This window comes from Candidatus Defluviilinea gracilis (assembly GCA_016716235.1).
In the GTDB taxonomy this organism is placed as follows: domain Bacteria; phylum Chloroflexota; class Anaerolineae; order Anaerolineales; family Villigracilaceae; genus Defluviilinea; species Defluviilinea gracilis.
Genome location: JADJWS010000003.1, coordinates 508418 through 529935, shown reverse-complemented (window position 1 = coordinate 529935; position 21518 = coordinate 508418). Strand labels below are relative to the sequence as shown.

Genomic DNA, 21518 nt, shown 5'->3' with positions numbered 1-21518 from the left:
TACTCAACCACCGGATATACTTTTAGCGAGGAATCTATGCTCAGCTTCAACCCCGCCCTAAAATTCGTTCCTCCCTCCGATTGGCTCAAAATCACCGCGATTGACGCGCACACGGGCGGAGAACCCTTCCGCGTGATCGTGGATGGATTCCCTGAATTGAAAGGGGACACCATCCTCGAAAAGCGGCGATATGCCAAAGAGAATTATGACCACCTCCGCACTGCGTTGATGTGGGAGCCGCGCGGTCACGCGGACATGTACGGATGTATCCTCACGCCTCCCGTCACGCAAGGCGCGAACTTTGGAATCCTGTTCATCCACAACGAGGGATTCAGCACCATGTGCGGACATGGAATCATCGGCATCGCAACCGTCGTGCTGGAAACGGGGATGATGCCCATGGTCTCGCCGATCACCGAAATCAAGATTGACAGCCCAGCAGGTCGAATCACTGCCTTTGCTCATATCGAAAATAGTCACGTGAAAAACGTTTCGTTTCTGAACGTGCCGTCTTTTGTTTCGGAACTCGACGCGGTGGTTGATGTGCCAGAGTTGGGAAAAGTCCGCTATGACCTTGCGTTTGGCGGCGCGTTCTATGCGTACGTCAACGCGAAAGATGTCGGTGTGACTTGCTCTCCGCAAGATTATCGTCCGTTGATCGAAAAGGGGATGGCGATCAAACGCGCGGTGATGCAAACGAAGCAGATCGCGCATCCGTTTGAAAAGGATTTGGGATTTTTGTACGGCACGATCTTTGTGGATGAACCGCAAGACCCCGCGTCACACAGCCGCAACGTGTGCATCTTCGCCGATGGGGAGGTGGATCGTAGTCCCACAGGCACAGGCGTCAGCGGGCGACTCGCCATCCATCACGCGCGCGGCGAGATTCAGTTGAACGAGTCCATTGTGATCGAGAGTATCATTGGAAGCAAATTCACGGGCAGGGTCGTCGAAGAGGCGACGTTCGGTCCCCATGCCGCGATCATCCCCGAGGTCCGAGGTGAAGCGCATATCGTTGGTAGGAACGAGTTGTGGATCGATCCGAATGATCCGTTTAGCAGTGGATTTATTTTGAGGTAAACCGTCCCGAGAATTCTTTTTTTCAAACACAAAGGACACGACGGTCACGAAGGAAAACACAAGTAATCTAACTCTTTTCTCCTTTGTGTACTTTGTGTCCTTCGTGGTGAGGCACTTTTCCGTTAATTACGAGAGACCCGATTTTATGAAACTTCCACCACACATCTATCTCGATGAACGAAACATCCCATACGAAGCGCGCAGTTTTTCGCCTGAAACTGAAAAGGGCGCGGTGAACGTAGCGCGGACGCTTGGGTTCTCGGAACGGCAGGCGGTGAAGACGCTGATCTTTCAAGTGGACACGGGTGAGCGCGTGTTGGTGATGCTCGGCGGCGACCAGAACGCGATCTCTGGAAATTTGAAGAAGGCTATCGGCTCGCGCAATATTCGGATGGCTGAGCCTGACGCGGTGAAAGAGACGACGGGTTACGTGATCGGTTCGATTCCCGCGTTCGGCTGGCAACCCAGCGGATTCCGCTCCTTCCTTGAAGCGACTCTGCTCGACGAACCCATCCTTGGCACGGGTGCGGGTCAATGGGGCGAGGAGATCATGATCACGCCGCAGAATTTGGTGAAGGCGAGTAGCGCGATCGTGGTCAATTTGACGGAGAGGGAGAAGTCTGTGTTTGCGTAAGTTTTTCGAGGTTATACTTGAATCAATGAAGCCATTCTTCAATACGCACTAAGGATAAAAATGACATTGATTGGAAACATCTTGAAGGTTGTTGGGGTCATCATTGTCGGTTGCATTGTCGGATATTTCCTAGGCTCTATCCTTGGGGCTGTGTTTGGAATAATTGCCAGTTTTCTAGTTCCAGATGTATTTACATCCCACCAAGCGACTCTCATTAGTTTTTTCATTTCTGCGCTATTAGGAGTCTCCCTTAGTTCGTTTGCGACAAGGGTCTACAATAGGTTGAATGAAACCAACATTAATTTATTCCTTGGCGTAATCCCTGGAGTCCTTATTGGGCTTTTCGTTGTTGTTTTTGTTTATGGATATGTTGAAGTTTATGACCAAAGTGATTTTTACAGGATCAGAGCAAGTCATCGGCTTGCAGTAACCCCAATCATGGGGTACGGCGCCAAAGTAGGCGGCTACGTTGGTGCCGTAACTTTTGCGCTTTTTGGCGCGGTTGGAGTCGTTCATGAGATCATTCAGTCTCATTTGCAGTTACAGAGAAACCGCGAACTGATGAAGAATTCGCCTCCAATGAGTTGGGGATACCCAGAGACGCCAAAAAGAATATCTCCTGTACAAATAAGCCAGACAACTAACTCTTCTCCTCCTTTGCAAAGCCGTATGAATTTTCAAAAAGGCGGGAAAATTATTATTTTGTTAAGAGCGTTTGTCTCTGCTGTGGTTGTAGGGATAATCCTTTCGGTTGTTGGCTGGCAAATTTTAGGCTGGAGTTCAAGCGCCCAATTCAGTGAGGGACTCTTTTGGACGAGTTTGTTACTGGCTGTCTACGGCTATGTCAGCTTTTCAGGAAGACATAGAGGCAGTCGCACCTACAGCGAGTCGGCGGGCGTCATGGATCTAGAAGAACGGAATAGATTTTGGTCTTCAGAAGCGGAAAACATTTTTGAGCGGTTGCCTTACATTATTCCGGTCAGTGTCTGGCTTTTTGTGTTTGCTGGGTTGATTTCGATTATCTTTTGATCGTAATTTGACGGAGAGGGAAAAGTCAGTGTTCCTCGGATGATTTCCAAATGACCTCAACGCTCAAAAAAGCAACCATCCTCCACAAGCGCTATGAGATTATAAAAATATTAGGCGCGGGAGATTTTGGCACGGTGTACCAAGCGCGGGACACGAAAGCGGTCAACACGCCTTGTTATGTCGCCATCAAACAGATGCCCATGCAAATGATCGTTGACTGCGAGCGGCAGGCAGATTTACGCGCGACGTTGATCCATCCGTCCATTCCACGCGTCTTCGATTACTTTGCCACCGATACCCATTCCTATCTTGTGCGTGAGTTGGTGCGAGGGTCAAACCTTGAAGAGATTCTCGATAGCTGCAAAGGATTTTTGAAAGAGAAAGTTGTTGTCCATTGGGCGATCCAAATCTGCGGCGCGTTGGAGATTCTACATACTCATCCCGTTCACCCGATGGTTTTTCGTGACTTGAAGCCGAACAACATTATGGTCAATTCAGCGAGCCGCGTCTCTCTCGTTGACTTTGAACATGCCCGCATATTTCCGCCGCGTTTCTTTGAGGAAGACAAAAAGGAATTCGACCACTTCAAAAAAGGATTTCCCATCGGCACAAAGGGATATTCTCCGCCCGAACAATATCGCGGCATCGTCACCCCGCGCAGTGACGTGTACGCGCTCGGCGCGACATTACATCATCTGTTGACAAAAAGAGACCCTCGTAAGGAAAAACCTTTCACGTTTCAAAATTATCGCGTGCGGTCACTGAACTCCGCCGTTTCAAAAGGAATGGAAGCGATTGTGATGAAAGCGGTTCAGCCGAAACCAAGTCGGCGGTTTTGGACGGCGCGAGAAATGAGACAAGCACTGAATGCTTTGTAACTAACCTTTGCATCTAGCAATTAGCGCGATATGGATTGTTGCCATAAAGCCAATCCCGAAGGGATGGCAGAATTCTAAAAACGGCAAAAGGGTCTCCAAATCCCGAAGGCGTCGCGTGGCGCCGTGGCGACAGATGACATAAATTTGCCGCCTCTGACACCCCTTCGGGGTTGAATGTGATACATCCTCAACTAGAATCATTTGACCCCTTCGGGGTCTGTGAGTCATTGTCGTAATGCTCGGTTTACTTGTTAACCTGTAAAATGCCTCGTTACAGAATCTAACTTTGTTTTTTTTGTGTAAAGTGAATTTGTAAGATTTGCTTAATGAATTCACGGGTAAAAGTGAACGTCTACTTCTCGTCTATCGAGTAGAACAAGATAAAAGGAGATCGTCCGATGAAAGACTTTACGAAACCCTCAGATACCGAACTGCGCAAGCAATTGTCCCCGCTTCAATATGAAGTGACCCAACATGAGGCGACGGAGCGTCCGTTTTCGAACACTTATTGGAACAACAAACAGGCTGGGATTTATGTGGACGTGGTCTCCGGCGAGCCGCTGTTCAGTTCGCTGGATAAATACGATTCGGGATGCGGCTGGCCCTCCTTTACCCGCCCGTTAGTGTCGGATAATCTTATTGAGCGCAGCGACTTCAAGTTGTTCATGCCGCGCACCGAGGTCCGCTCGAAACATGCCGATTCGCACCTCGGTCACGTGTTCGACGACGGTCCCGCGCCGACAGGTCTGCGGTATTGCATGAACTCGGCTTCGCTGAAGTTTGTCCCTGCCGAAAGATTGGAAGAGGAAGGATATGGGGAGTACAAGTCGTTGTTTGAGAAGTAAAGTTTAGACCTGGGGTTGTCTAAAAAGGGGAAGAACAAGTTGAGAAAACGGCGTAAACGGAGCAAGAGACAAAAAAACTGGCGGTCATTGGATCGCCAGTTTTCGTAAATTGTGCGCCATGCACACCAGACCCCACTCCACATCCACTTTTTTCAACCCTCGGAGCATGAACCTTCGGAAGCCCATGTTCTGTTTCACGTCCCCGAAGACCGTTTCGGGTTCAATGCTTCGTAATTTACGCAAGGCCATACCCTGCTCGGAAAGCAGGTTGTCTTTGGCTTGCTGACGATAGCGGCGGAGTTCAAATCCGACTTGCATTTGGCGATTGCCTTTGGCTTTGGTGCATTTGGGTTTGAGAGGGCAGGCGGCACACTCCAAACATTCATAAACCCGCCGTTCAGATAAGAAGCCGTTTTTGGATTGGTAGGGTTTGGTTTCGATATAGACCATGCGATGGTGGGCGGGACACACGAACTGATCCTTGTCCTGATCGTAGGGAAAGCAGGTTGACTTGAAGCGCATCTTCTCAAGCAGTTCGGGTTTGCGCGGCGGGTGTTGCTCCTGGTGGAAGGTGTTGTATTTGAGGTAGTTCCCCATGCCGTGCTTTTCCAAATAGGCATAGTTTTCTTCGCTGCCGTAGCCTGCGTCGCCAGACACGTTTTTGAATTGTTTGCCCTGCGGAAACTGCTGTTGTTGCATATGGGGAATGAAGCAACTGGTATCGTCGGCTTGTTGGTGGAGCTATAGCCCACCACAAACTGTCCTTCGGTTCCTATTTGCACGTTATAAGCCGGGCGCGCCAGCGGCTTGCGCGCCGCCCGGTCTTCCTTCATGCGCAGACTGCTGGCCTGCGGGTCGGTTTTCGAATAGCTGTTGCGTCCCGCCAGAATGCGTTCTTGCTCTTCGTACTTCTCCAAACGCGGCACATCCTCCTGCTCCAATTTCTTCATTGCCTTTTTCTGTTCCGGCGTCAGCGGCTTTTCCTTCAACTGGGCGTTGATCTCCGCCGCTTTCCGCTTCACCTTCTCGGCCCGTCAACTCGCTTTGCTCGCCCAGTTCTCCCAGGTTTTCCTCCCCGTATACTGCATTCTCGCGTTCGTTCACCTGCTCGATTTCATCCAGCAACGCCTGAATTTGCTGTTGTAGTTTCTCCTTGTATTTCTGCGTCTTCTTCGCCCACACCACTTTGTGCGGGTTGGAGTTGGCGCCCAGCTTGCTCCCATCCACAAAGTAATTCTCCATCTTCACGTAGCCCTCTTCCACCAGAAGCTCCATCATCGAAGCGAACACTTTCCGCACCGCTTCCTTCAACGTGTCGCTCCGAAAGTTGTTGATCGTGTGAAAGTCCGGCCGTTGCCCCGCTGATCCACATGAAGCCAATATTCTCCCACAGCGCTTTTTCGATCTTCCGCGACGAATAGATCTTCTGGGTGTAGGCATACACAATCACCTTCAACATCATGCGCGGATGATAACTGCTCGTCCCGCCCCTTTGTATTTTGCTAAAAGCGGCTCGATGTCCAGCTCATCCACGACGCGATTGACCACCCGTACCAGATGTTTTTCAGGGATCAATTCTTCCAAACTCGGCGGCAGCAGACTCAACTGCTCCATTGCGTACGGCTTGAAGGTGAGGTTTCGGTTGTTCATCTCCCTATTGTATTAAACTTTTCCCCAACTGAGGAGGGGCTGTCCTCCCCTTTTTAGACAGCCCCAGGTCTTTTTTATTTGTTACCTCAAATACAGCCAATTCAATTCACGCAACTTATTTGCCAGCGACTCGCTCAAATCTCCCTCGCTCATTCGCCATTCCCAGTTGCCGCCAAGTTTGGAGGGGAAGTTCATACGCGCCTCGCCGCCCAGGTTCAACACGTCTTGCATGGGAGTCATGGCGATTGTCGCCACAGACGACCAGACCGCGCGGATCAAGTCCCATGCAAAGCCTTGCGAAGGTTTGGAACCTTCGCAAGGCTGAATATTCAAATACCGAAGCGCGAACTCACGTTCTTCACTGGTCGTTGATTCAAACCAGCCTTTAGCCGTATCGTTATCGTGAGTGCCGGTATAGGCAACGCAATTTTCCACATAGTTGTGAGGCAGGAAGGGATTCTTCGGATCGGAGAAGCCGAACTGCAAAACCTTCATCCCCGGTAGTTGAAACTCTTCCAAGAGCGCGATGACATCGGGTGTAATCAGCCCCAAATCCTCGGCGATGATGGGAAGTGTGATTTCGGCGGTGGATGCGCCATCGCTGAGTTTTGAGTCGACCGCGCGGAAGAAATCGGAGCCGGGTCCCGGAACCCAATGCCCGTGTTCGGCAGTCTTATCGCTGGCGGGAATTTCATAATACCCCGCAAAGCCACGGAAGTGATCGAGCCGCAAGATGTCAATCGTCTTCAACGCGAACTTGATCCGCTCGAGCCACCATGCGTACCCTGATTCTTTGTGAATATCCCAGCGATACAGCGGATTGCCCCACAGTTGACCGGTGGGTGAGAACAGGTCGGGCGGAACGCCCGCGACGACGGTTGGGTTGCCCGTTTCATCGAGAAAAAATAATTCGGGGTGCGACCATACGTCCGCGCTGTCGTAGGCGACAAAGATCGGCATGTCGCCGATGATTTTCAATCCCTTTTCGTTGGCATACTTTCGCAGATTTTCCCATTGGCGCGAAAATAAATATTGATAGAAAGAATGGCGATGGATGTCGTTGGATAATTCTTTACGGGCTTTGTCCAACGCGGATTGCTCCCGCATCCGAAGCGGCTTTTCCCACGTGTTCCATGCTTTGCCGCCGTGCGAATCTTTCAACGCCATGAAGAGGGCGTAATCATTGAGCCATGAAGCGTTTTGCGCGCAGTAATAATCGAAGCCGTCGCGGAGGTCTTTTGTCGCGGCAGGGAAGCGGGAGAAAGCCTTGAGGAGTAGAGTCAGTTTCCACGGGATGAGCAGGCCGAAGTCCGCGCGAGAGGCGGGAAAGGCTGGCACGTCGCGTAGGTCATCCTGAGTCAGAAGTCCATCTTGAATCAAAACATCGGGGCTGATCAAATAGGGGTTGCCCGCGAACGCGGAAAAACATTGGTAAGGCGAATCGCCATATCCCGTTGGACCGAGCGGAAGGATTTGCCAAAGTTTGCATTGTGACGACGCCAGCCAATCTACAAAGCGATAGGCTTGCGGACCGAGATCGCCGATGCCGTATGGGCTTGGAAAACTTGTGGGATGTATGAGGATTCCGCCCGCGCGGTCAAATTTCATTTGGCTGTCTTTTCGTTTGAATGACCTGACCCGCGCGAATGGTTGAATCGGGATAGTCGCTTTGAATCACGTCGGTGCCGATCTCGGCTTCGGGCTCGATCACATAGCCTGACGGCACAACGCTATTCTTGCCCACCAATGCGATGCGGATGTTTTGATCGGTTACGCCCCAGCCTACGCGGGCGTGTTCTTCCACGCGCGCTTGTTTGTCGAGCACGGATCGTTCCACAACCGCGCCGGGTCTGATTTCCGCGTCGGTCAATACGATCGATTCGCGCACCACCGCGCCAGACCGAACGATGACGCCCGGCGATAGCACACTGCTCTCCACGATCGCGCCTTCTTCAATGAAACAGCCGTCACAGATCATGCTGGCATACACATAGCTTTTGGCGGGGAAGCGCGCCGGCGGGCGTTCGGCGGTGCGGGTGTGGATGATCCAACTTCGATTGTACAGTTTCAAGCGGGGCGAAGGCGCGAGCAAATCCATGTGCGCCTGCCAATACGACGCCAGCGTTCCCACATCCATCCAGTAACCGCTGTATGGATAAGCAAAGACGCGAGTTTTTGATTTGATCAAGCGCGGCAAGATATCCTTGCCGAAGTCGTGCGACGATCCTTTTCGCTGGCGGTCTTCCCAGAGGGCTTTATCGAGCACTTCGCGTTTGAACAAATACACGCCCATGTTCGCAAGGTTCGATGGCGGCTGTGGCGGTTTCTCGACAAATGAGGTGACGCGATATTTGTCGTCTGTGGCAAGGATGCCAAACCGCGACGCTTCTTCGATGGGGACGGTGATCACGCCCATGGTCAGGTCTGCCTCATGGTCGAGGTGGAACGAGATCATTGGCTCATAGTCCATGGTGTAGATGTGGTCGCCCGAGAGGATCAACACCAGGTCTGGCGAGCCTTGTTTGATGAAGCCGAAATTTTGTTGCACGGCGTCGGCGGTGCCGGCGTACCAATCCGATTCGTTGCGGGCTTTGTACGGCGTGAGGATTTTGATGCCGCCTGTGAAGTCGCGGTTTAAATCCCAGGGCGCGCCAACGCCGATGTGTTCGACCAGGGATTGTGGGCGGTATTGCGCCAATACCATCAAGTCGAAGATTCCCGAATTGACGCAGTTTGATAATGCAAAATCAATGATGCGATATTTGCCCGCGAAGGGGACGGCGGGTTTTGTCCGTTTGACGGTGAGGGCGCCCAGCCGCGAACCTTCGCCGCCCGCTAAAATGATTGCTCGTGTTTTCATTCTGCCTCGCCATGGACTACTGGAGTTGTGGCTTGCCTTTCACGGATTTGCCTGCGCGGTTTCTCTGCCGAAGCCGGATACGCTTCACGCGCCGGGGCGGCTGATTCGGCGATCAATTTTTTATACGCTTCGACATATTGTTCCGCCGAGGCGCGCCAGCTGAAATCTTTTGCCATGCCCGCTTTTTGCAGAGCCGCCCAGCGGGGTCGATCTGGAAAGAGCTGTAATGCGCGTCGTACCGCCTCGTTGAACGATTTGACTTTTATATCCACAAATACGAACCCGGTTTCGCCGTCGGTGACCGTATCGTGCAGTCCGCCTACGGCGCGCACGAGCGGCGCGCATCCGTAGCGCATGGCGATCATTTGCGAGGTGCCGCACGGTTCGTAGCGCGAAGGCATGAGGAACAGGTCTGCCCCGGCGTAGATCTGGCGGGCGAGGTTGGCGTCGTAGCGGGTTTCCACGCGCGCGCGATCCGGCAATTCCTCTTGTATTTTTTTAGCCGCCGTCTCGAGTTTAGGGTCGCCCGCGCCGAGCAAAACGAATTGCCAGTTTTGCTTCTTCAACATGCGCAAGCCTTTGAGGGCAATATCCACGCCTTTTTGCATGTCCATGCGCGTGACCATTCCAAGCAGGGGGGTATCTGGCAATTCGGGCAAGCCAACCCGGCGCTGGAGGGCAAGTTTATTTGCGGAACGAAGGGGGAGCGTCTCGGCGTTGAAAGGCGCCGAAAGGGCTGAATCAGTTTGAGGGTCGAACGAAACGACATCCAATCCATTGAGGATGCCGCTTAGCGTATCGGCGCGATTCTTGAAGAAGTCCTGTAAACCGGAGCCAAACTCCTCGTGCAGGATTTCGTCGGCGTACGTGGGCGAAACAGCGATGATCGCATCTGCCGCCCATAAGCCGAGCGGCATAGGCAGCGTGCGCGCCCAGTCTGGCAGGTCGGTTTTGGCAAGCGGCAAACCATAGTCCTCGAGGAGTTCCCGAATGTCTGGACCGAGGAAAGGCAGGTTATGGATCGAGATCACCGAAGCGACGCGGTTCTTTTTATCCTCCCAGCGTTTGACCAGGTTGCCATAAGCCGCAAGGGCGGTATGCCAGTCGTTGCAATGCAGGATGCTCGGCATCCAGTCGATTTGGTGGGGCAACTCCAATGCGGCTAAAGAGAAAAAAACATACTTTTCAGCGTCTAACTTGTTATTGGATGAATATACCGAGCCGCTAGCCTTGATCGGGTCGCCGTTGATGAAATATACCGGGAGTCCGCCCAGCGTTCCTTCAAACGCCTCTACCTGGACCTCGGAACTGCCTCTCGGTAGGGAATAGATCGCCAGGGGTTTCAGGGCTTCCGTTTTGATCACCGGGTGCAACGGCAACACAAGCCGTATATCGATCTTGATCTCCTCCCCTGAAATTGCGCGCAATTCGCGCGGCAATGTGCCTGCCACATCACCCAGCCCCCCAACTTTGACAAAAGGTTCCGCTTCTGCCGCAAGAAATAGAACGTTGATTGTTTGGGGCATGTGGGCTATTGTACTCGTTTTTAAAAGACGCGGAGTTTGGGCTTGGAGAAAAAATACGCGCCGGGTAGATAACCTTACACTTTAGGACTTACGCAGTTAAACCTGTTGCGCCGTAGTTGCACTGCGGCGGCGGCAGTACAACTGCCCGCCAACTGTGTAAGTCCTGACTTTCAAACTCGGGACGCTGATTCGCGCGGAAAACGCAGATTTCTTTCTTTCGAATCGGCGAATCAGCGTTTTCACCTGCCCTTGGGGGCGGTGCAAGGGTCTGCGTCCCAAAGCATTCTGTAAAGTAATCAGTTCGCAGGATTAAAAGCAGACTTCCGAAATCTTCGAGACTTCGGAAGTCTATGTACTGGGAGCCTGATGGGTTTCGAACCCACAACATCTACAGCCACAGTGTAGCGCTCTGCCGTTGAGCTACAGGCTCCATGTGAAGCGGCGGGATTATATCACCTGATAATTCGACAAACAAGGTTGTTTTCTGGGGGAGTGGCTATTTGGGTGTGTAAAGCCAAAGCCACAGAGATCATAGAGAATTTGAGATTTTATCTCTGCGGCCTCAGAGTGTTTCTTGAAGGCTGAAAAAGAACCTCAGCCACACACCTGCCCTGGCGGGCGGCGCCAGGGGAGAACACCGAGTCCACAGAGATTTTTTATAGGTTTTTCTCAGAGGTTCTCTGCGCGCTCTGTGGCAAGGATGGTTTTTTATACGTTTGTTTCACCGTTCCTTCCGGGGCGCGCATGGCTTTGGCAAAGTGGGGAATGTTGTAACGCGAAAGGCGCGAATGAGTGAATTACGCGTTTCAATATCCGGCGATCTGCCGACAATTTTGAAAGTCAGACTATTTCTCTAATTGAATATAATCCCGCTCGTAAACAAATCGCTACATATTCAAGGAGTAGGAACATGAAGAATTTATTTGGTTTTTTGCGTAATGAAGTTTTTCTAGGCGCCATGATCGCGTTGTTGAGCGCGCTGACCGCCTTTTCGAGTTATCAGGGCGCCATGGCGGATTCTGAGCAAAACAAGTACGAGATCAAGGGGATGCAGGCGCTCAACGACGGGAATGCTGAATATCTCAGCGCGAATCAGAATTGGATTCAAGACGAGGGCAACTACGATAATTGGTATATCAACAGCGGCAACAACCCCGAAGCCGCCGAGTATTATGAAGGGAACTTTTCGCAAAGCCTGTTCGATGCGATAGCGCGCAACGGCGACGAATACCCAATGGATGAACAATATTCCGATGAGTTGTATGCCGACGCCATCGCCTACTGGGATGACTCAGACTATAACTTCGAGATTGGCTCTCAATGGGACGAACGCGGCGACCAGCTTCAACTTGTTATGTTGATCATGGCGCTTGGGCTTGCCCTGACCGCATGGGCGTCCCTGCTTCATGCGGAAAGTAAGATGCGCGGGTTCTTCTCTCTATTGGGATTGGCGGCTCTGATCGCAGGGTTGGTTATTTACTTTGCCTTGGTTCCTACGGTAGTCGCATAATCCTAAGGATCGCAAGCGCGTGGTGGCGCGCGCTGTCCTTGTGAAAGCGGAAGCGGATAAGTAACCGCCGGACGAATCAAAACACGCCCCGGAACTTCCGGGGCGTGATCATTTAATCGGCCGGGCGTTCCGTGTTCGACACGCTAAAAAAGGTTACAACTTTACGCTTTGCATTTTATTTGTGGCTTTGCGCGGCTGTCGGTTATAGCCATTGCCATTTAAAAAAAGATATGCAAGAATATGGCATCGTTATCAATCTATATAAAAAGGAGATGGTAAAACAATGAAGAAATGGTTTGCATACGTAATGGTTTTGGCGGTATTTGCGACAGCCTTGGGGGTGAATGTTGGCTCAGCCAGCGCGGCTGGTTCGCGCGTGGTTTTTTATATACCCGGGGTCACCCCACAGCAATTGAAGAATGCCCACATGACTTCCAGTGGAACGTCTATCCCTGTGGAGTGCGTTCTCAAGGATGCTGAAACGGGCAAGGTGGTTTGCCGCGTTCCAGGCAAGTATGCCGGTCTAGATGGGGTGTTGCGTGTGGCGGGGCAGGTAATCATGGTTCACGTGCCTCAGCCGAAAGCGCCCGTTGTAGCTGACGCGCCCGCGGCAGGATGCGGCGAGGGTGAGGTATTCTGGTATTCCTGGAACTCCTATGTGTACGGGAAATTTTGGCAGAACGGCGGAATGATGGTTGAGCAGTGGGAGGCATTAGAGGAATCGGGATACTTTGATGATACGGCAGAAAAAGATGGCCAAACCTGGACGATTACTGGAACTTTTTGCGCCCCAGTGGAAGATTAGCCAGATTTGGAAATGCAGAGATATTCACTTCAATACACGTTGGACTCAAACGGGACGAAGGCAAAACCTTCGTCCCGTTTTGTTTCCTTATAATACGTGATCTCGGGTTAGTAACTCACCTTACGCGGTAAAGCTGTAAGGCGAGATTTATCTCGTCTTTCAGGTTGTTCTTGCGCAAGAGCGACATGAATGTCGCGTTACGGAGATCAGACCGACTTCAGTTTTGTTTTACCTCCGATGGAACGAACAGGACGCCTACATCTTTACTTTTGCCAAAGGAGGCAAATACAATGTCTGACAGAATTATCGGAACGGTCAAGTGGTTCAACGGAACAAAAGGCTTCGGCTTCATCGAGCGCGAAGGCCGCAAGGACGTGTTCGTCCATTTCTCCGCCATTCAAGGCGATGGGTTCAAGAATCTGACGGAAGGCCAGAAAGTCGAATTCACCGTGGAACAGGGACCGAAGGGTCCGCAGGCTAGCAACGTCACCACAGTGAGCTAGTTTGACAAGAGAACAGCCCCGCGATTTCGCGGGGCTGTTTTTGATTCAAAACCCGCCTCTCATTGAGACGGGTTCGTTGTTACGCAGGTATCTTTTTACTTTCACGCGTAATTTTAATAAGCGTTCGCAGAGCTTCATTCACGGATTCGGAATCTGTGAATACCTCAGCCACATCGGGCGAAAGGACGACGAGGTTGCTCCCCTCCTTGAAGCGGTCAACGTATTTACCCCGAATACCCTTGCTGAAATTATATTCTTCCAGCATGTTATCGTCAGCTGTGTTCGGAATGGAGTTTGTCATGCTCTTGTGGCAAGTCGTTGACGTAGCAAGTCGTTTGCAAGGCGGCTGGGTGTAACGCCCTTTTTCCTTGCCGCTTTCCGAAGCACCTGAGCGACGTTTTCATCAATGGCAATTTCGTAGCGACGCTCACGAAATTCGCTGATGACTTTTACAGGGCGCGAATTTTGCAGGTACTTTGTTGTATCGTGTTTGTCCCAGAATTCGGCGGCTTCTTCGTAACTGCCGAATTCCTCGGGAATGGGGTCAATTTTCTTTTTGTTTGTCATACTATTCGCCGATTACGATCTTCGCCTCGGCGCGAGTCGATTCTTCGAGAACCTCGTCGGCGTGGGGGCGGGGCGTGGGGGGCGAGTCCCTTCACGGCGCTGGTGACCAGACCGAGGCGGGGCGGGAGGCGAGTAGTCGAAGTCGGGCAGAGTCTTTTTCTCCAATGGATGCCCCATGATGCGTTCGAGAGCGCGGATCATATCCTTGTCTTCATCGGTGACCAGAGTGAACGCGTCGCCTGTGCGTTGCGCGCGCCCCGTGCGTCCGATGCGATGGATGTAGGCGTCGGCGGTGTCGGGCATGTCGTAGTTGATGACGTGCGTGATGCTGTCAATGTCGAGACCGCGCGCCGCGATGTCGGTGGCGACCATGATGTGGAAGTGTCCCGTTTTGAAACCGTGAAGCGCGCGCTCGCGTTGTCCCTGCGTGCGGTTGCCATGCAGACTCGTGACGCGATAACCCGCGTGCGCGATCTGTTTCGCCACCTTGTCGGCGCGATGTTTCGTGCGCACGAAAACGAGAATCGAATCCGAATCGGTTTGTTTGAGCAGGCGCAATAACAACCCCGTTTTCAAATGTTGCGGCACGGGATATAACGCATGACTCACCGTGACCGCGGGCTTGCTGATACCCATCGCAATTTTTTGCGGCTCAACGAGCGATTGCGCCGCGAGTTGTTCCACTTCGGCGGGGAAGGTCGCGGAGAACAGCATCGTTTGCCGCTGTTCAGGCACGGCTTTGATGATGCGGCGCACATCGGGTAGAAAGCCCATGTCGAACATACGGTCGGCTTCATCGAGCACCAAAATTTCGATGCGATTCATTTTCGCATGGCGTTGCCCGATGAGGTCGAGCAGACGCCCCGGCGTAGCCACCAGGATTTCCACACCCTGACGCAATGCCTTGATCTGACGGTCGGCTCCGACGCCCCCGTAGATGGTCGCGCTCCTCAGCCCCGTCCCCGCCGACAGCGCGCGCACGACCTGATTGATCTGCTCGGCGAGTTCGCGCGTCGGCGTGACGATGAGCGCGCGCGGCATTCCTCGTTGTCCATCCAGCAGTTTGTTGAGAATGGGGAGGACGAACGCAGCGGTTTTGCCCGTTCCCGTCTGCGCGGTGCCAATGATGTCGCGTCCGCGCAATGCGGCGGGAATCGCCGCCTCTTGGATCGGTGTGGCAGTTTCATACCCCGCGACTTTGATTCCCTGCATGAGGCGGGAATCTAAATTAAATTGTGTGAAGTTCAAAATGGTTTCCTGTTCTTCAGAAGCCTTGCACGTGTAAAGAGTGAGTATCCCTCAGTCGAAAACAGCGGTGGACTGCTGATGTAGATTATTGATGCGGAGATTATACACCACATCCAACCCTCGCTGGTTGAGTAGCCTAAGCAAGCGTTTCTTAAGTCTGGAGCCATGCTCTTTTGCGCGCGGATATCACGGAACACACGGAGTAAAGGTAACTTTTAGCGGACAACAAAACCACATGTGATAACTCTACCCTTCCCTCCGATTCCACACCGATGAGCGGTTTGCTATAATAACTTCATGAAGTCCAACGCAGAAATTCTCATCATCGGCGGGGGAGTAGTCGGCGTGTGCTCAGCCTATTTTCTGGCAAAACAAGGCGCGCGGGTGACGCTCATCGAAAAGGACGAGATCGCTTCGGGATGTTCGTATGGCAACGGCGGGTTGATCGCGCCCAGTCATGCCGTGCCGCTCGCGTCACCTGGCGCGTTGGGCGATGGGTTGCGCTGGCTGTTCGACTCTGAAAGTCCGTTTTACATCAAGCCGCGCATGGATGCTGAGTTAATCCGCTGGTTAGCGCGTTTTGTGTGGGCGAGCCGCGAAGGGCAGATGTTGAAATCTCTGCCGGTCTTGCGCGATCTGTTGTTTGCCAGCCGCGCTCTGTATGAAGAACTGTCGCAAACGGCTGGCTTTGATTTTGGCTTCGAGGGCAAAGGCTCATTGCTGGTATGTCTTACAAAACAAGCGCTCGAAAAAGAACGGCGTGAGACACGCCTCTTCGAAGAGTTCAAGATTCCCGTCAGCATGGTGAACCGTGATGAAGCGCTCGAACTCGAGCCTGCGCTGTTGCCGTCGATCGCGGGCGGCGTGTATTACCCGCGCGATGGGCGTATCGACCCGCGGCGCTTTGTCGTCGGGTTGGCGGAAAAGGCTCAAGAGTTGGGAGCCCAACTCCACACAAAGACAGAGGCGCTTGAGTTTGAATCCCAAGGCGGGCGGGTGACGAAAGTTCACACCACGCGCGGCGAGTTCACTGCGGAGCAGATCATCCTTGCGAGCGGTTCGTGGTCGCCACAGGTGGCGCGGGCGTTGAAGTTGCGTATCCCGATTCAGCCTGCCAAGGGATACAGCGTTACGGTGGAAAATCCGCCGGTGACGCCGCGCCTGCCCCTATTGTTTTCGGAGGCGCGTGTGGTGATCAACCCCCTTGGTCACGCGCTTCGCATCGCCGGGACGCTTGAGCTGGCTGGCATGGATTTTTCGCTCAATCCCCGGCGGGTGGCGGCAATGCGAAACGCCTCGTCGGACTACCTGCCTGGTTTGGCGGAGGCGAGGGTCATCGAGATTTGGCGCGGTCTTCGCCCGTGCACGCCCGATGGCTTGCCGATCGTCTCGCGCGTGAAGAAGCTTGAAAATGTGATCGTCGCGGCTGGTCACGCCATGCTGGGTATGTCGCTGGGACCGATCACCGGCAAACTGGTTTCACAGCTGGCGCGGGGAGAGGCGTCGCAATTGGGTTTGACTCCGCTGTCGGCGGAAAGGTTTTAAAACACGCATTTGCTTCTGGGGAATCGGAGCGATTTTTCCACTTTGCATGTTTGTTAGGCAGTTCAAACGAGGCGCGCCGGTACTCTGGTCTGCCCAGTACTTTCGTTCAGACGACTCTTACAAAAATGTTTGTAACTTTTGCTTAGCGAAACTTTCAATACAAGTGGTTGGCATGTAACCTTTAGGCACACCCTGATCGAAAAGGGTTTGCCCACTCGTGTGGCAATTCATTTCCTGGAGGTCCCATGTTTACTATTTCGACAAAGATTGCAAGGAAAGTCATGAATGTCGGCTTACTCCTTCTCATGCTTCTCTCCACAGGGTTTGGAGCAGTGGCGCCAGCGCAAGCCAGCGCCAGCGAGCAATCGCTCAGTTACGCGATCGTGTTCGTCTCGCGCAAGATCCCGACGAACGGAAGCGTGTACTACCCCGCCGGCGGCTCAATGCCGGGCGTAATGCCATATAGCCGCTTTCAAGTTGCCGCCCCGGGCAAGTTGATCGTCCGTGAAGCGAGCGGCGCCACGCGCACTTTGATCGATGGCGCCGCCCCAACCGCCGCGTCGATGAACCTGATCGACGTTAACGCGCCGGACGTTTCGTTCGATGGAACAAAGATCGTGTTCGCCGGCTTGGCAAACGGTTCCTATTCGTCAAATCCGATGAATAACCCGGGCGCCTGGCGGCTTTACGTGATCAATGTGGACGGCACCGGGCTAAGGCAACTCACCTTTGCAGATCAAAACCTGAACATGTCGCAGTTTGGCGGGGTGGCTTCATCCCTCTCTCGCTACGACGATACAGATCCCGCCTGGCTTCCGGATGGGCGCGTTGCGTTTTCGTCCACGCGCTGGCCCTCGTTCGGCATGTATGGCGCGGCGCGCACCAGCAACCTGTATGTTGTCAACGGCGATGGATCCAACCTGCACCGCATCACATCCGAACGTAACGGCGCGGATCGTCCGCTCGTCGACCCGTTGACCGGGAAGATCGTTTTTTCGCGCTGGTGGCGCAACCATCATGTCGCTACCAACGATATGGGCACCATCCCAGACCCGCGCGGCGGATATATTATGAAAGACGGCTTGTGCGCCCTCAACAGTTCCGGCGCGCGCTGTTTCGAGCCGGGCGGCAAGTTCAACATGGAACGCAATTCCTGGTTCCTTGCCTCCATCAACCCCGATGGCACCGATCTCGAACAGTTTGCCGGGCAATCCAACACGACGTTCAACGGAAGCAACATTAACCATGCGTACGGCGGGTCGATCGCGCCGGACGGTTCCATTTACACCACCTTCTTCCCGATGGCGAACGGAACGGAAGCCGCAGGCTTTGGCGGAATCCGACGCTACCAGCGCGGACCCAATGGCTATTCACACATCATCGGCATTACTACTCGCGATGAAAGCGTTCAACAGTTTGTGAAGACGAACCCCAACTCGTACGGCGTGTACGTGGGCAATTACGCCGGTGAACCGGATGTCTTGCCCGATGGTCGCGTGATCATCTCGTGGGCGCAAGATGCGACACAGGATTACGGCTTATACATCATCAATGCCGATGGCAGTGGCTTGACCAAACTGTACGATAACGTTGGCACCACCGAACTCCGCGCGCGCGCGATCCGCCCTCGTTCCGCGCCGGTGATCGCCGACAAGATCACCCAAAACCCCAGCCAACTGCCTCCGCTGGCGCAAGGTCCTTACAACACCGATGGGACGTTTACCTTCCAGGCGTTGAACGTGTACTTCAATGCGCCGGTGGATGTGAATATTCTCAACGCCATGCCTGTGGGTTCGGCGAACACCATCCGCTTTTTCATCGATCACCAGCGTTCGCAACAGACCGGCTCCATCGAAGCCTTCGACTGGCCCATCCTGCTTGAGGAGGTGCAGATTAACCCGGACGGTTCTGTGACGGCGCAAAGCCCAGCCAATGTGCCGCTGTTCGAGCAGATCCGTTCCGCTCAGCCGGGCTATGAAGTTCCGCTGGTTGGAAATAACAAGTTCTACTTCGAATCCCCTGGCGCGGCGCACGTAGCGGGCGAAAACTATGGTCGCCCCGGCGCAGTGACTGCGTGTGTCGGTTGTCATGCCGGGCATACCATGATCGATGTGCCTAATGCGGAAGCCGCCAAGTGGACCAACCTCGCCACCGGCGCGACCGTGTCGGTTTCTTCGACAGGCAGTGGTTCGCCCAGCGGCATCAATGACCGTCGCGTGAAAATGAGCATCCCCAACGGCGCCACCCCGCGTTATTGGTCGAGTGGCGGCGGCAACCCCAGCGCGCAATGGGTGACGTTGACCTTCCCTGTTCCAGTCACTGTGCGCACGGTGCGTTTGTATAACCCTGCCAGTTTCGACTCATCGAACAAGGTGTTGGATGCGACCGTCCGTTTGTATAGCGACGCGGCAGGCACTGTTGAAGTTGCCAATAAAAACTCGGGTCCGTTGACCGACACAGGCACGAATGTGGACTTCCCTGAAGTGTTTACTCGCGTCGTGCGCGTTCAGTTCAATTCGGTGAGTGGCAATGCCGCCGCCCTTGGTGAGATCGAAGTCATCGCCCGGGCTGAGGCGGCAAATGGCACAGGCGGACCAACCGCAACGGCGGGCCCGAACGTTACTCCCACGTTTGTGTCAACATCTACCAACACGCCGTCTGTGCCGGTGACCAGCACATTCACATCCACGCCGACAACTGTTGTATCGAATACGGCAACATCCACGAGTATCGCGCTCCCCAGCGCGACGGTCACGAACACGCCATTGCCGCCGGCGACGAGTTTGCCGACCATCACGAACACGCCGGTGATCGGAGTGACGAATCCGCCGGTGAACACGAACACGCCGGTGGTCGGAGTAACAAACCCGCCAGTGAATACGAATACGCCGGTGTTTGTGCCAACCAATACGCTTACGCAGGTCAGCCCATTGCCGACGAACACCTCCATTCCCGGTTCGCCGCTGGTTCGCACGATCTTCCCAACCGCATGGACAACGAGCAAAGGATCGGTCACCGGTTCGCTCGCCAGTTTGAGCCTGTTCGACCAAAAGGGAGCGGATAACAATCCTCAGGCGTATGTCGCCTTCCAGACGCCGTCTAGCGTGTACGACGGGTACCAGTCATTCTTTATCCCGGCAGATTTAAACCGCTCGCTGGTGACCGGCATGGCGCTGGAACTCAACTATAAATCGCCGGGACCTTCGACGCAGGTTTGGACCATTGCGCTGTACGATTGGAGATCTAAGAAATGGCTCACGATCGGCGCCACCAACGTGGATAGTTCGGTGGAGTGGCGCAAGCAGTTGATGGCACTGCCGTTCATTTCGCGCTACATTTCATCCAGTGGCGAGATCCGCATCCTCTTGAAATCTAACAATGCGAATGGAGACGCGTTCCTCGATTACGAAGCCATCCACCTCGGTCTTGCGGCGCCGAATGGAGCATTGCCTGAACCAACTCTGACGCCGACCATCATCGTTCCAAGCCCGACGGAAACAGCCACACCGTAGCAACGTCATACGAATCAAAAAACGGACAGCCGAGCGGCTGTCCGTTTTTTGATTTTCATTATAGACCCGCGGCTTGTTTCAGCGCGCTGGCTTTGTCGGTCCGTTCCCATGGGAATTCGATATCGTCGCGACCGAAGTGACCGTAGGCGGCGGTTTTGCGGTAGATCGGCGCGCGCAAGCCCAAATCACGGATGATCGCGCCGGGGCGGAGGTCAAAATACTCATCCACAAGGGAGGCGATCTTTTCATCCGCAATCTTCGCGGTGCCGAAGGTTTCGACGTTCACCGAAAGCGGACGCGCGACTCCAATCGCGTAGGCAACTTGCACTTCGACTCGATCCGCGAGTCCCGCGGCGACGATGTTCTTCGCCACGTAGCGAGCCGCATATGCCGCGGAGCGATCCACCTTTGTGGGATCTTTGCCGCTGAACGCGCCGCCGCCGTGACGTCCCATGCCGCCGTAGGTATCTACGATGATCTTGCGACCGGTGACGCCCGCATCGCCCATCGGACCGCCGACCACGAATCGCCCGGTTGGGTTGACGTACACCTTCACATGTTTGTCCACCATGTTTTCGGGAAGCGCAGGCATGATGATCTGATCGGTGACGATCTCGGTGATTTCGTTTTGCGAAACATCCGGCGCGTGTTGTGTGGAGATGAGAACCGTATCGACGCGGACGGGCTTGCCTTGCGAGTATTCGATCGTAACCTGACTCTTCGCATCGGGTCTCAGCCAGGGGATGCTCCCATCTCTGCGGAGTTCGCTTTGTCTACGGGTCAACTTGTGCGCGAGGTAGATGGGGAGGGGCATGAGGGTGGGCGTTTCGTTGCACGCGAAACCGAACATCATGCCTTGGTCGCCTGCGCCGACCGCTTCCACTTCGGCTTCGGTCATTTCGCCGGCTTTGGCTTCGAGGGCTTTATCCACGCCCATGGCGATGTCGCCGGATTGTTTGGCAATGGCAACCTGCACGCCGCAGGTGTTGCCGTCGAATCCTTTTTCGCTCGAGTCGTAGCCGATCTCGTTCACCACCTTGCGGACGAGCGCGTCGTAATTGAAACTCGCGTTGGTGGTAATCTCGCCCAACAGCATCACGAAGCCGGTCTTGGTGGCGGTCTCACACGCCACGCGCGAGCGGGGGTCCTGCTCAAGGCAGGCGTCCAGCACCGCGTCCGAGATCTGATCGCACATTTTGTCGGGGTGTCCCTCCGTCACTGATTCAGACGTGAACATCAGTTTGGGGGAGGTCATAAAAGTGTTGCTCATTTCGTTCTAACTCCTTTAAAAAAATTTGCCCTTTCAGACGAGCAGAAAGGGCAAAT

At 53.8% G+C, this 21518-nt stretch carries 20 protein-coding genes and 1 tRNA gene; 10 read left to right on the top strand and 11 right to left on the bottom strand.

Features of this window, described 5'->3' with window-relative positions:
- The first annotated feature begins 36 nt into the window (after nucleotides 1–36).
- The 5 genes from IPM31_16360 (at nucleotide 37) to msrB (ending at nucleotide 4466) form a co-directional block, all read left to right on the top strand.
- Nucleotides 37–1080, top strand: coding sequence for a proline racemase family protein (locus tag IPM31_16360; protein ID MBK9008549.1), 1044 nt, complete (start codon nucleotides 37–39; stop codon nucleotides 1078–1080).
- Between the two features lie 145 nt (nucleotides 1081–1225).
- Nucleotides 1226–1714 carry a YbaK/EbsC family protein gene (locus IPM31_16355; protein ID MBK9008548.1) on the top strand — a complete coding sequence of 163 codons (489 nt, stop codon included), beginning with the start codon at nucleotides 1226–1228 and terminating at the stop codon, nucleotides 1712–1714.
- A 60-nt stretch (nucleotides 1715–1774) separates the two neighbouring features.
- Nucleotides 1775–2743 carry a hypothetical protein gene (locus tag IPM31_16350; GenBank protein ID MBK9008547.1) on the top strand — a complete coding sequence of 323 codons (969 nt, stop codon included), beginning with the start codon at nucleotides 1775–1777 and terminating at the stop codon, nucleotides 2741–2743.
- A 50-nt stretch (nucleotides 2744–2793) separates the two neighbouring features.
- Nucleotides 2794–3621, top strand: coding sequence for a serine/threonine protein kinase (locus IPM31_16345; protein MBK9008546.1), 828 nt, complete (start codon nucleotides 2794–2796; stop codon nucleotides 3619–3621).
- 398 nt (nucleotides 3622–4019) lie between these two features.
- Nucleotides 4020–4466 carry a peptide-methionine (R)-S-oxide reductase MsrB gene (gene msrB, locus IPM31_16340; protein MBK9008545.1) on the top strand — a complete coding sequence of 149 codons (447 nt, stop codon included), beginning with the start codon at nucleotides 4020–4022 and terminating at the stop codon, nucleotides 4464–4466.
- An 84-nt stretch (nucleotides 4467–4550) separates the two neighbouring features.
- Here the strand turns inward: msrB and IPM31_16335 are convergent, their stop codons facing one another.
- From IPM31_16335 to IPM31_16305, 7 genes are all read right to left on the bottom strand, one after another.
- The gene (locus IPM31_16335; protein MBK9008544.1) at nucleotides 4551–5165 is read right to left on the bottom strand and encodes a transposase; all 615 of its coding nucleotides are present in this window, start codon (nucleotides 5163–5165) and stop codon (nucleotides 4551–4553) included.
- 415 nt (nucleotides 5166–5580) lie between these two features.
- Nucleotides 5581–5925 (bottom strand): transposase, encoded by a 345-nt coding sequence (locus tag IPM31_16330; GenBank protein ID MBK9008543.1) that lies wholly within the window; start codon nucleotides 5923–5925, stop codon nucleotides 5581–5583.
- Nucleotides 5925–6116: a transposase gene (locus IPM31_16325; GenBank protein MBK9008542.1), complete on the bottom strand. Its 192-nt coding sequence runs from the start codon at nucleotides 6114–6116 to the stop codon at nucleotides 5925–5927. Before IPM31_16325 ends, IPM31_16330 begins: the two co-directional genes overlap by 1 nt.
- Nucleotides 6117–6197: 81 nt before the next feature.
- Nucleotides 6198–7724, bottom strand: coding sequence for a 4-alpha-glucanotransferase (gene malQ / locus IPM31_16320; protein MBK9008541.1), 1527 nt, complete (start codon nucleotides 7722–7724; stop codon nucleotides 6198–6200).
- Nucleotides 7714–8976 carry a glucose-1-phosphate adenylyltransferase gene (gene glgC, locus IPM31_16315; GenBank protein MBK9008540.1) on the bottom strand — a complete coding sequence of 421 codons (1263 nt, stop codon included), beginning with the start codon at nucleotides 8974–8976 and terminating at the stop codon, nucleotides 7714–7716. The genes malQ and glgC overlap by 11 nt, the downstream gene beginning before the upstream one ends.
- Nucleotides 8973–10502, bottom strand: a complete 1530-nt coding sequence (locus IPM31_16310; protein ID MBK9008539.1) for a glycogen synthase — start codon at nucleotides 10500–10502, stop codon at nucleotides 8973–8975. Before IPM31_16310 ends, glgC begins: the two co-directional genes overlap by 4 nt.
- Nucleotides 10503–10860: 358 nt before the next feature.
- Nucleotides 10861–10932 (bottom strand) — tRNA-His (locus tag IPM31_16305).
- Nucleotides 10933–11412: 480 nt separating this feature from the next.
- Here IPM31_16305 and IPM31_16300 point away from each other — a divergent pair.
- The 3 genes from IPM31_16300 to IPM31_16290 all read left to right on the top strand — a co-directional run bounded on the left by IPM31_16300 (nucleotide 11413) and on the right by IPM31_16290 (nucleotide 13320).
- Nucleotides 11413–12012, top strand: coding sequence for a hypothetical protein (locus IPM31_16300; GenBank protein MBK9008538.1), 600 nt, complete (start codon nucleotides 11413–11415; stop codon nucleotides 12010–12012).
- 283 nt (nucleotides 12013–12295) lie between these two features.
- Entirely contained in the window at nucleotides 12296–12817 is a 522-nt protein-coding gene (locus IPM31_16295; protein ID MBK9008537.1) for a hypothetical protein, read from the top strand.
- Nucleotides 12818–13107: 290 nt separating this feature from the next.
- Nucleotides 13108–13320: a cold-shock protein gene (locus IPM31_16290; protein ID MBK9008536.1), complete on the top strand. Its 213-nt coding sequence runs from the start codon at nucleotides 13108–13110 to the stop codon at nucleotides 13318–13320.
- Nucleotides 13321–13399: 79 nt separating this feature from the next.
- Here IPM31_16290 and IPM31_16285 read toward each other — a convergent pair whose 3' ends face one another.
- The 3 genes from IPM31_16285 to IPM31_16275 are packed head-to-tail and all read right to left on the bottom strand — an operon-like array spanning nucleotide 13400 to nucleotide 15099.
- Nucleotides 13400–13621 (bottom strand): hypothetical protein, encoded by a 222-nt coding sequence (locus IPM31_16285; protein MBK9008535.1) that lies wholly within the window; start codon nucleotides 13619–13621, stop codon nucleotides 13400–13402.
- Nucleotides 13618–13887 carry a hypothetical protein gene (locus IPM31_16280; protein MBK9008534.1) on the bottom strand — a complete coding sequence of 90 codons (270 nt, stop codon included), beginning with the start codon at nucleotides 13885–13887 and terminating at the stop codon, nucleotides 13618–13620. Before IPM31_16280 ends, IPM31_16285 begins: the two co-directional genes overlap by 4 nt.
- A gap of 12 nt (nucleotides 13888–13899) precedes the next feature.
- Nucleotides 13900–15099, bottom strand: coding sequence for a DEAD/DEAH box helicase (locus tag IPM31_16275; GenBank protein MBK9008533.1), 1200 nt, complete (start codon nucleotides 15097–15099; stop codon nucleotides 13900–13902).
- 333 nt (nucleotides 15100–15432) lie between these two features.
- Between IPM31_16275 and IPM31_16270 the strand changes: the two genes are divergently transcribed.
- Nucleotides 15433–16680: an FAD-dependent oxidoreductase gene (locus IPM31_16270; protein ID MBK9008532.1), complete on the top strand. Its 1248-nt coding sequence runs from the start codon at nucleotides 15433–15435 to the stop codon at nucleotides 16678–16680.
- A gap of 281 nt (nucleotides 16681–16961) precedes the next feature.
- Nucleotides 16962–20192 (top strand): hypothetical protein, encoded by a 3231-nt coding sequence (locus IPM31_16265; protein ID MBK9008531.1) that lies wholly within the window; start codon nucleotides 16962–16964, stop codon nucleotides 20190–20192.
- 58 nt (nucleotides 20193–20250) lie between these two features.
- Here the strand turns inward: IPM31_16265 and IPM31_16260 are convergent, their stop codons facing one another.
- Nucleotides 20251–21462: a methionine adenosyltransferase gene (locus IPM31_16260; GenBank protein MBK9008530.1), complete on the bottom strand. Its 1212-nt coding sequence runs from the start codon at nucleotides 21460–21462 to the stop codon at nucleotides 20251–20253.
- Nucleotides 21463–21518 lie beyond the last annotated feature (56 nt).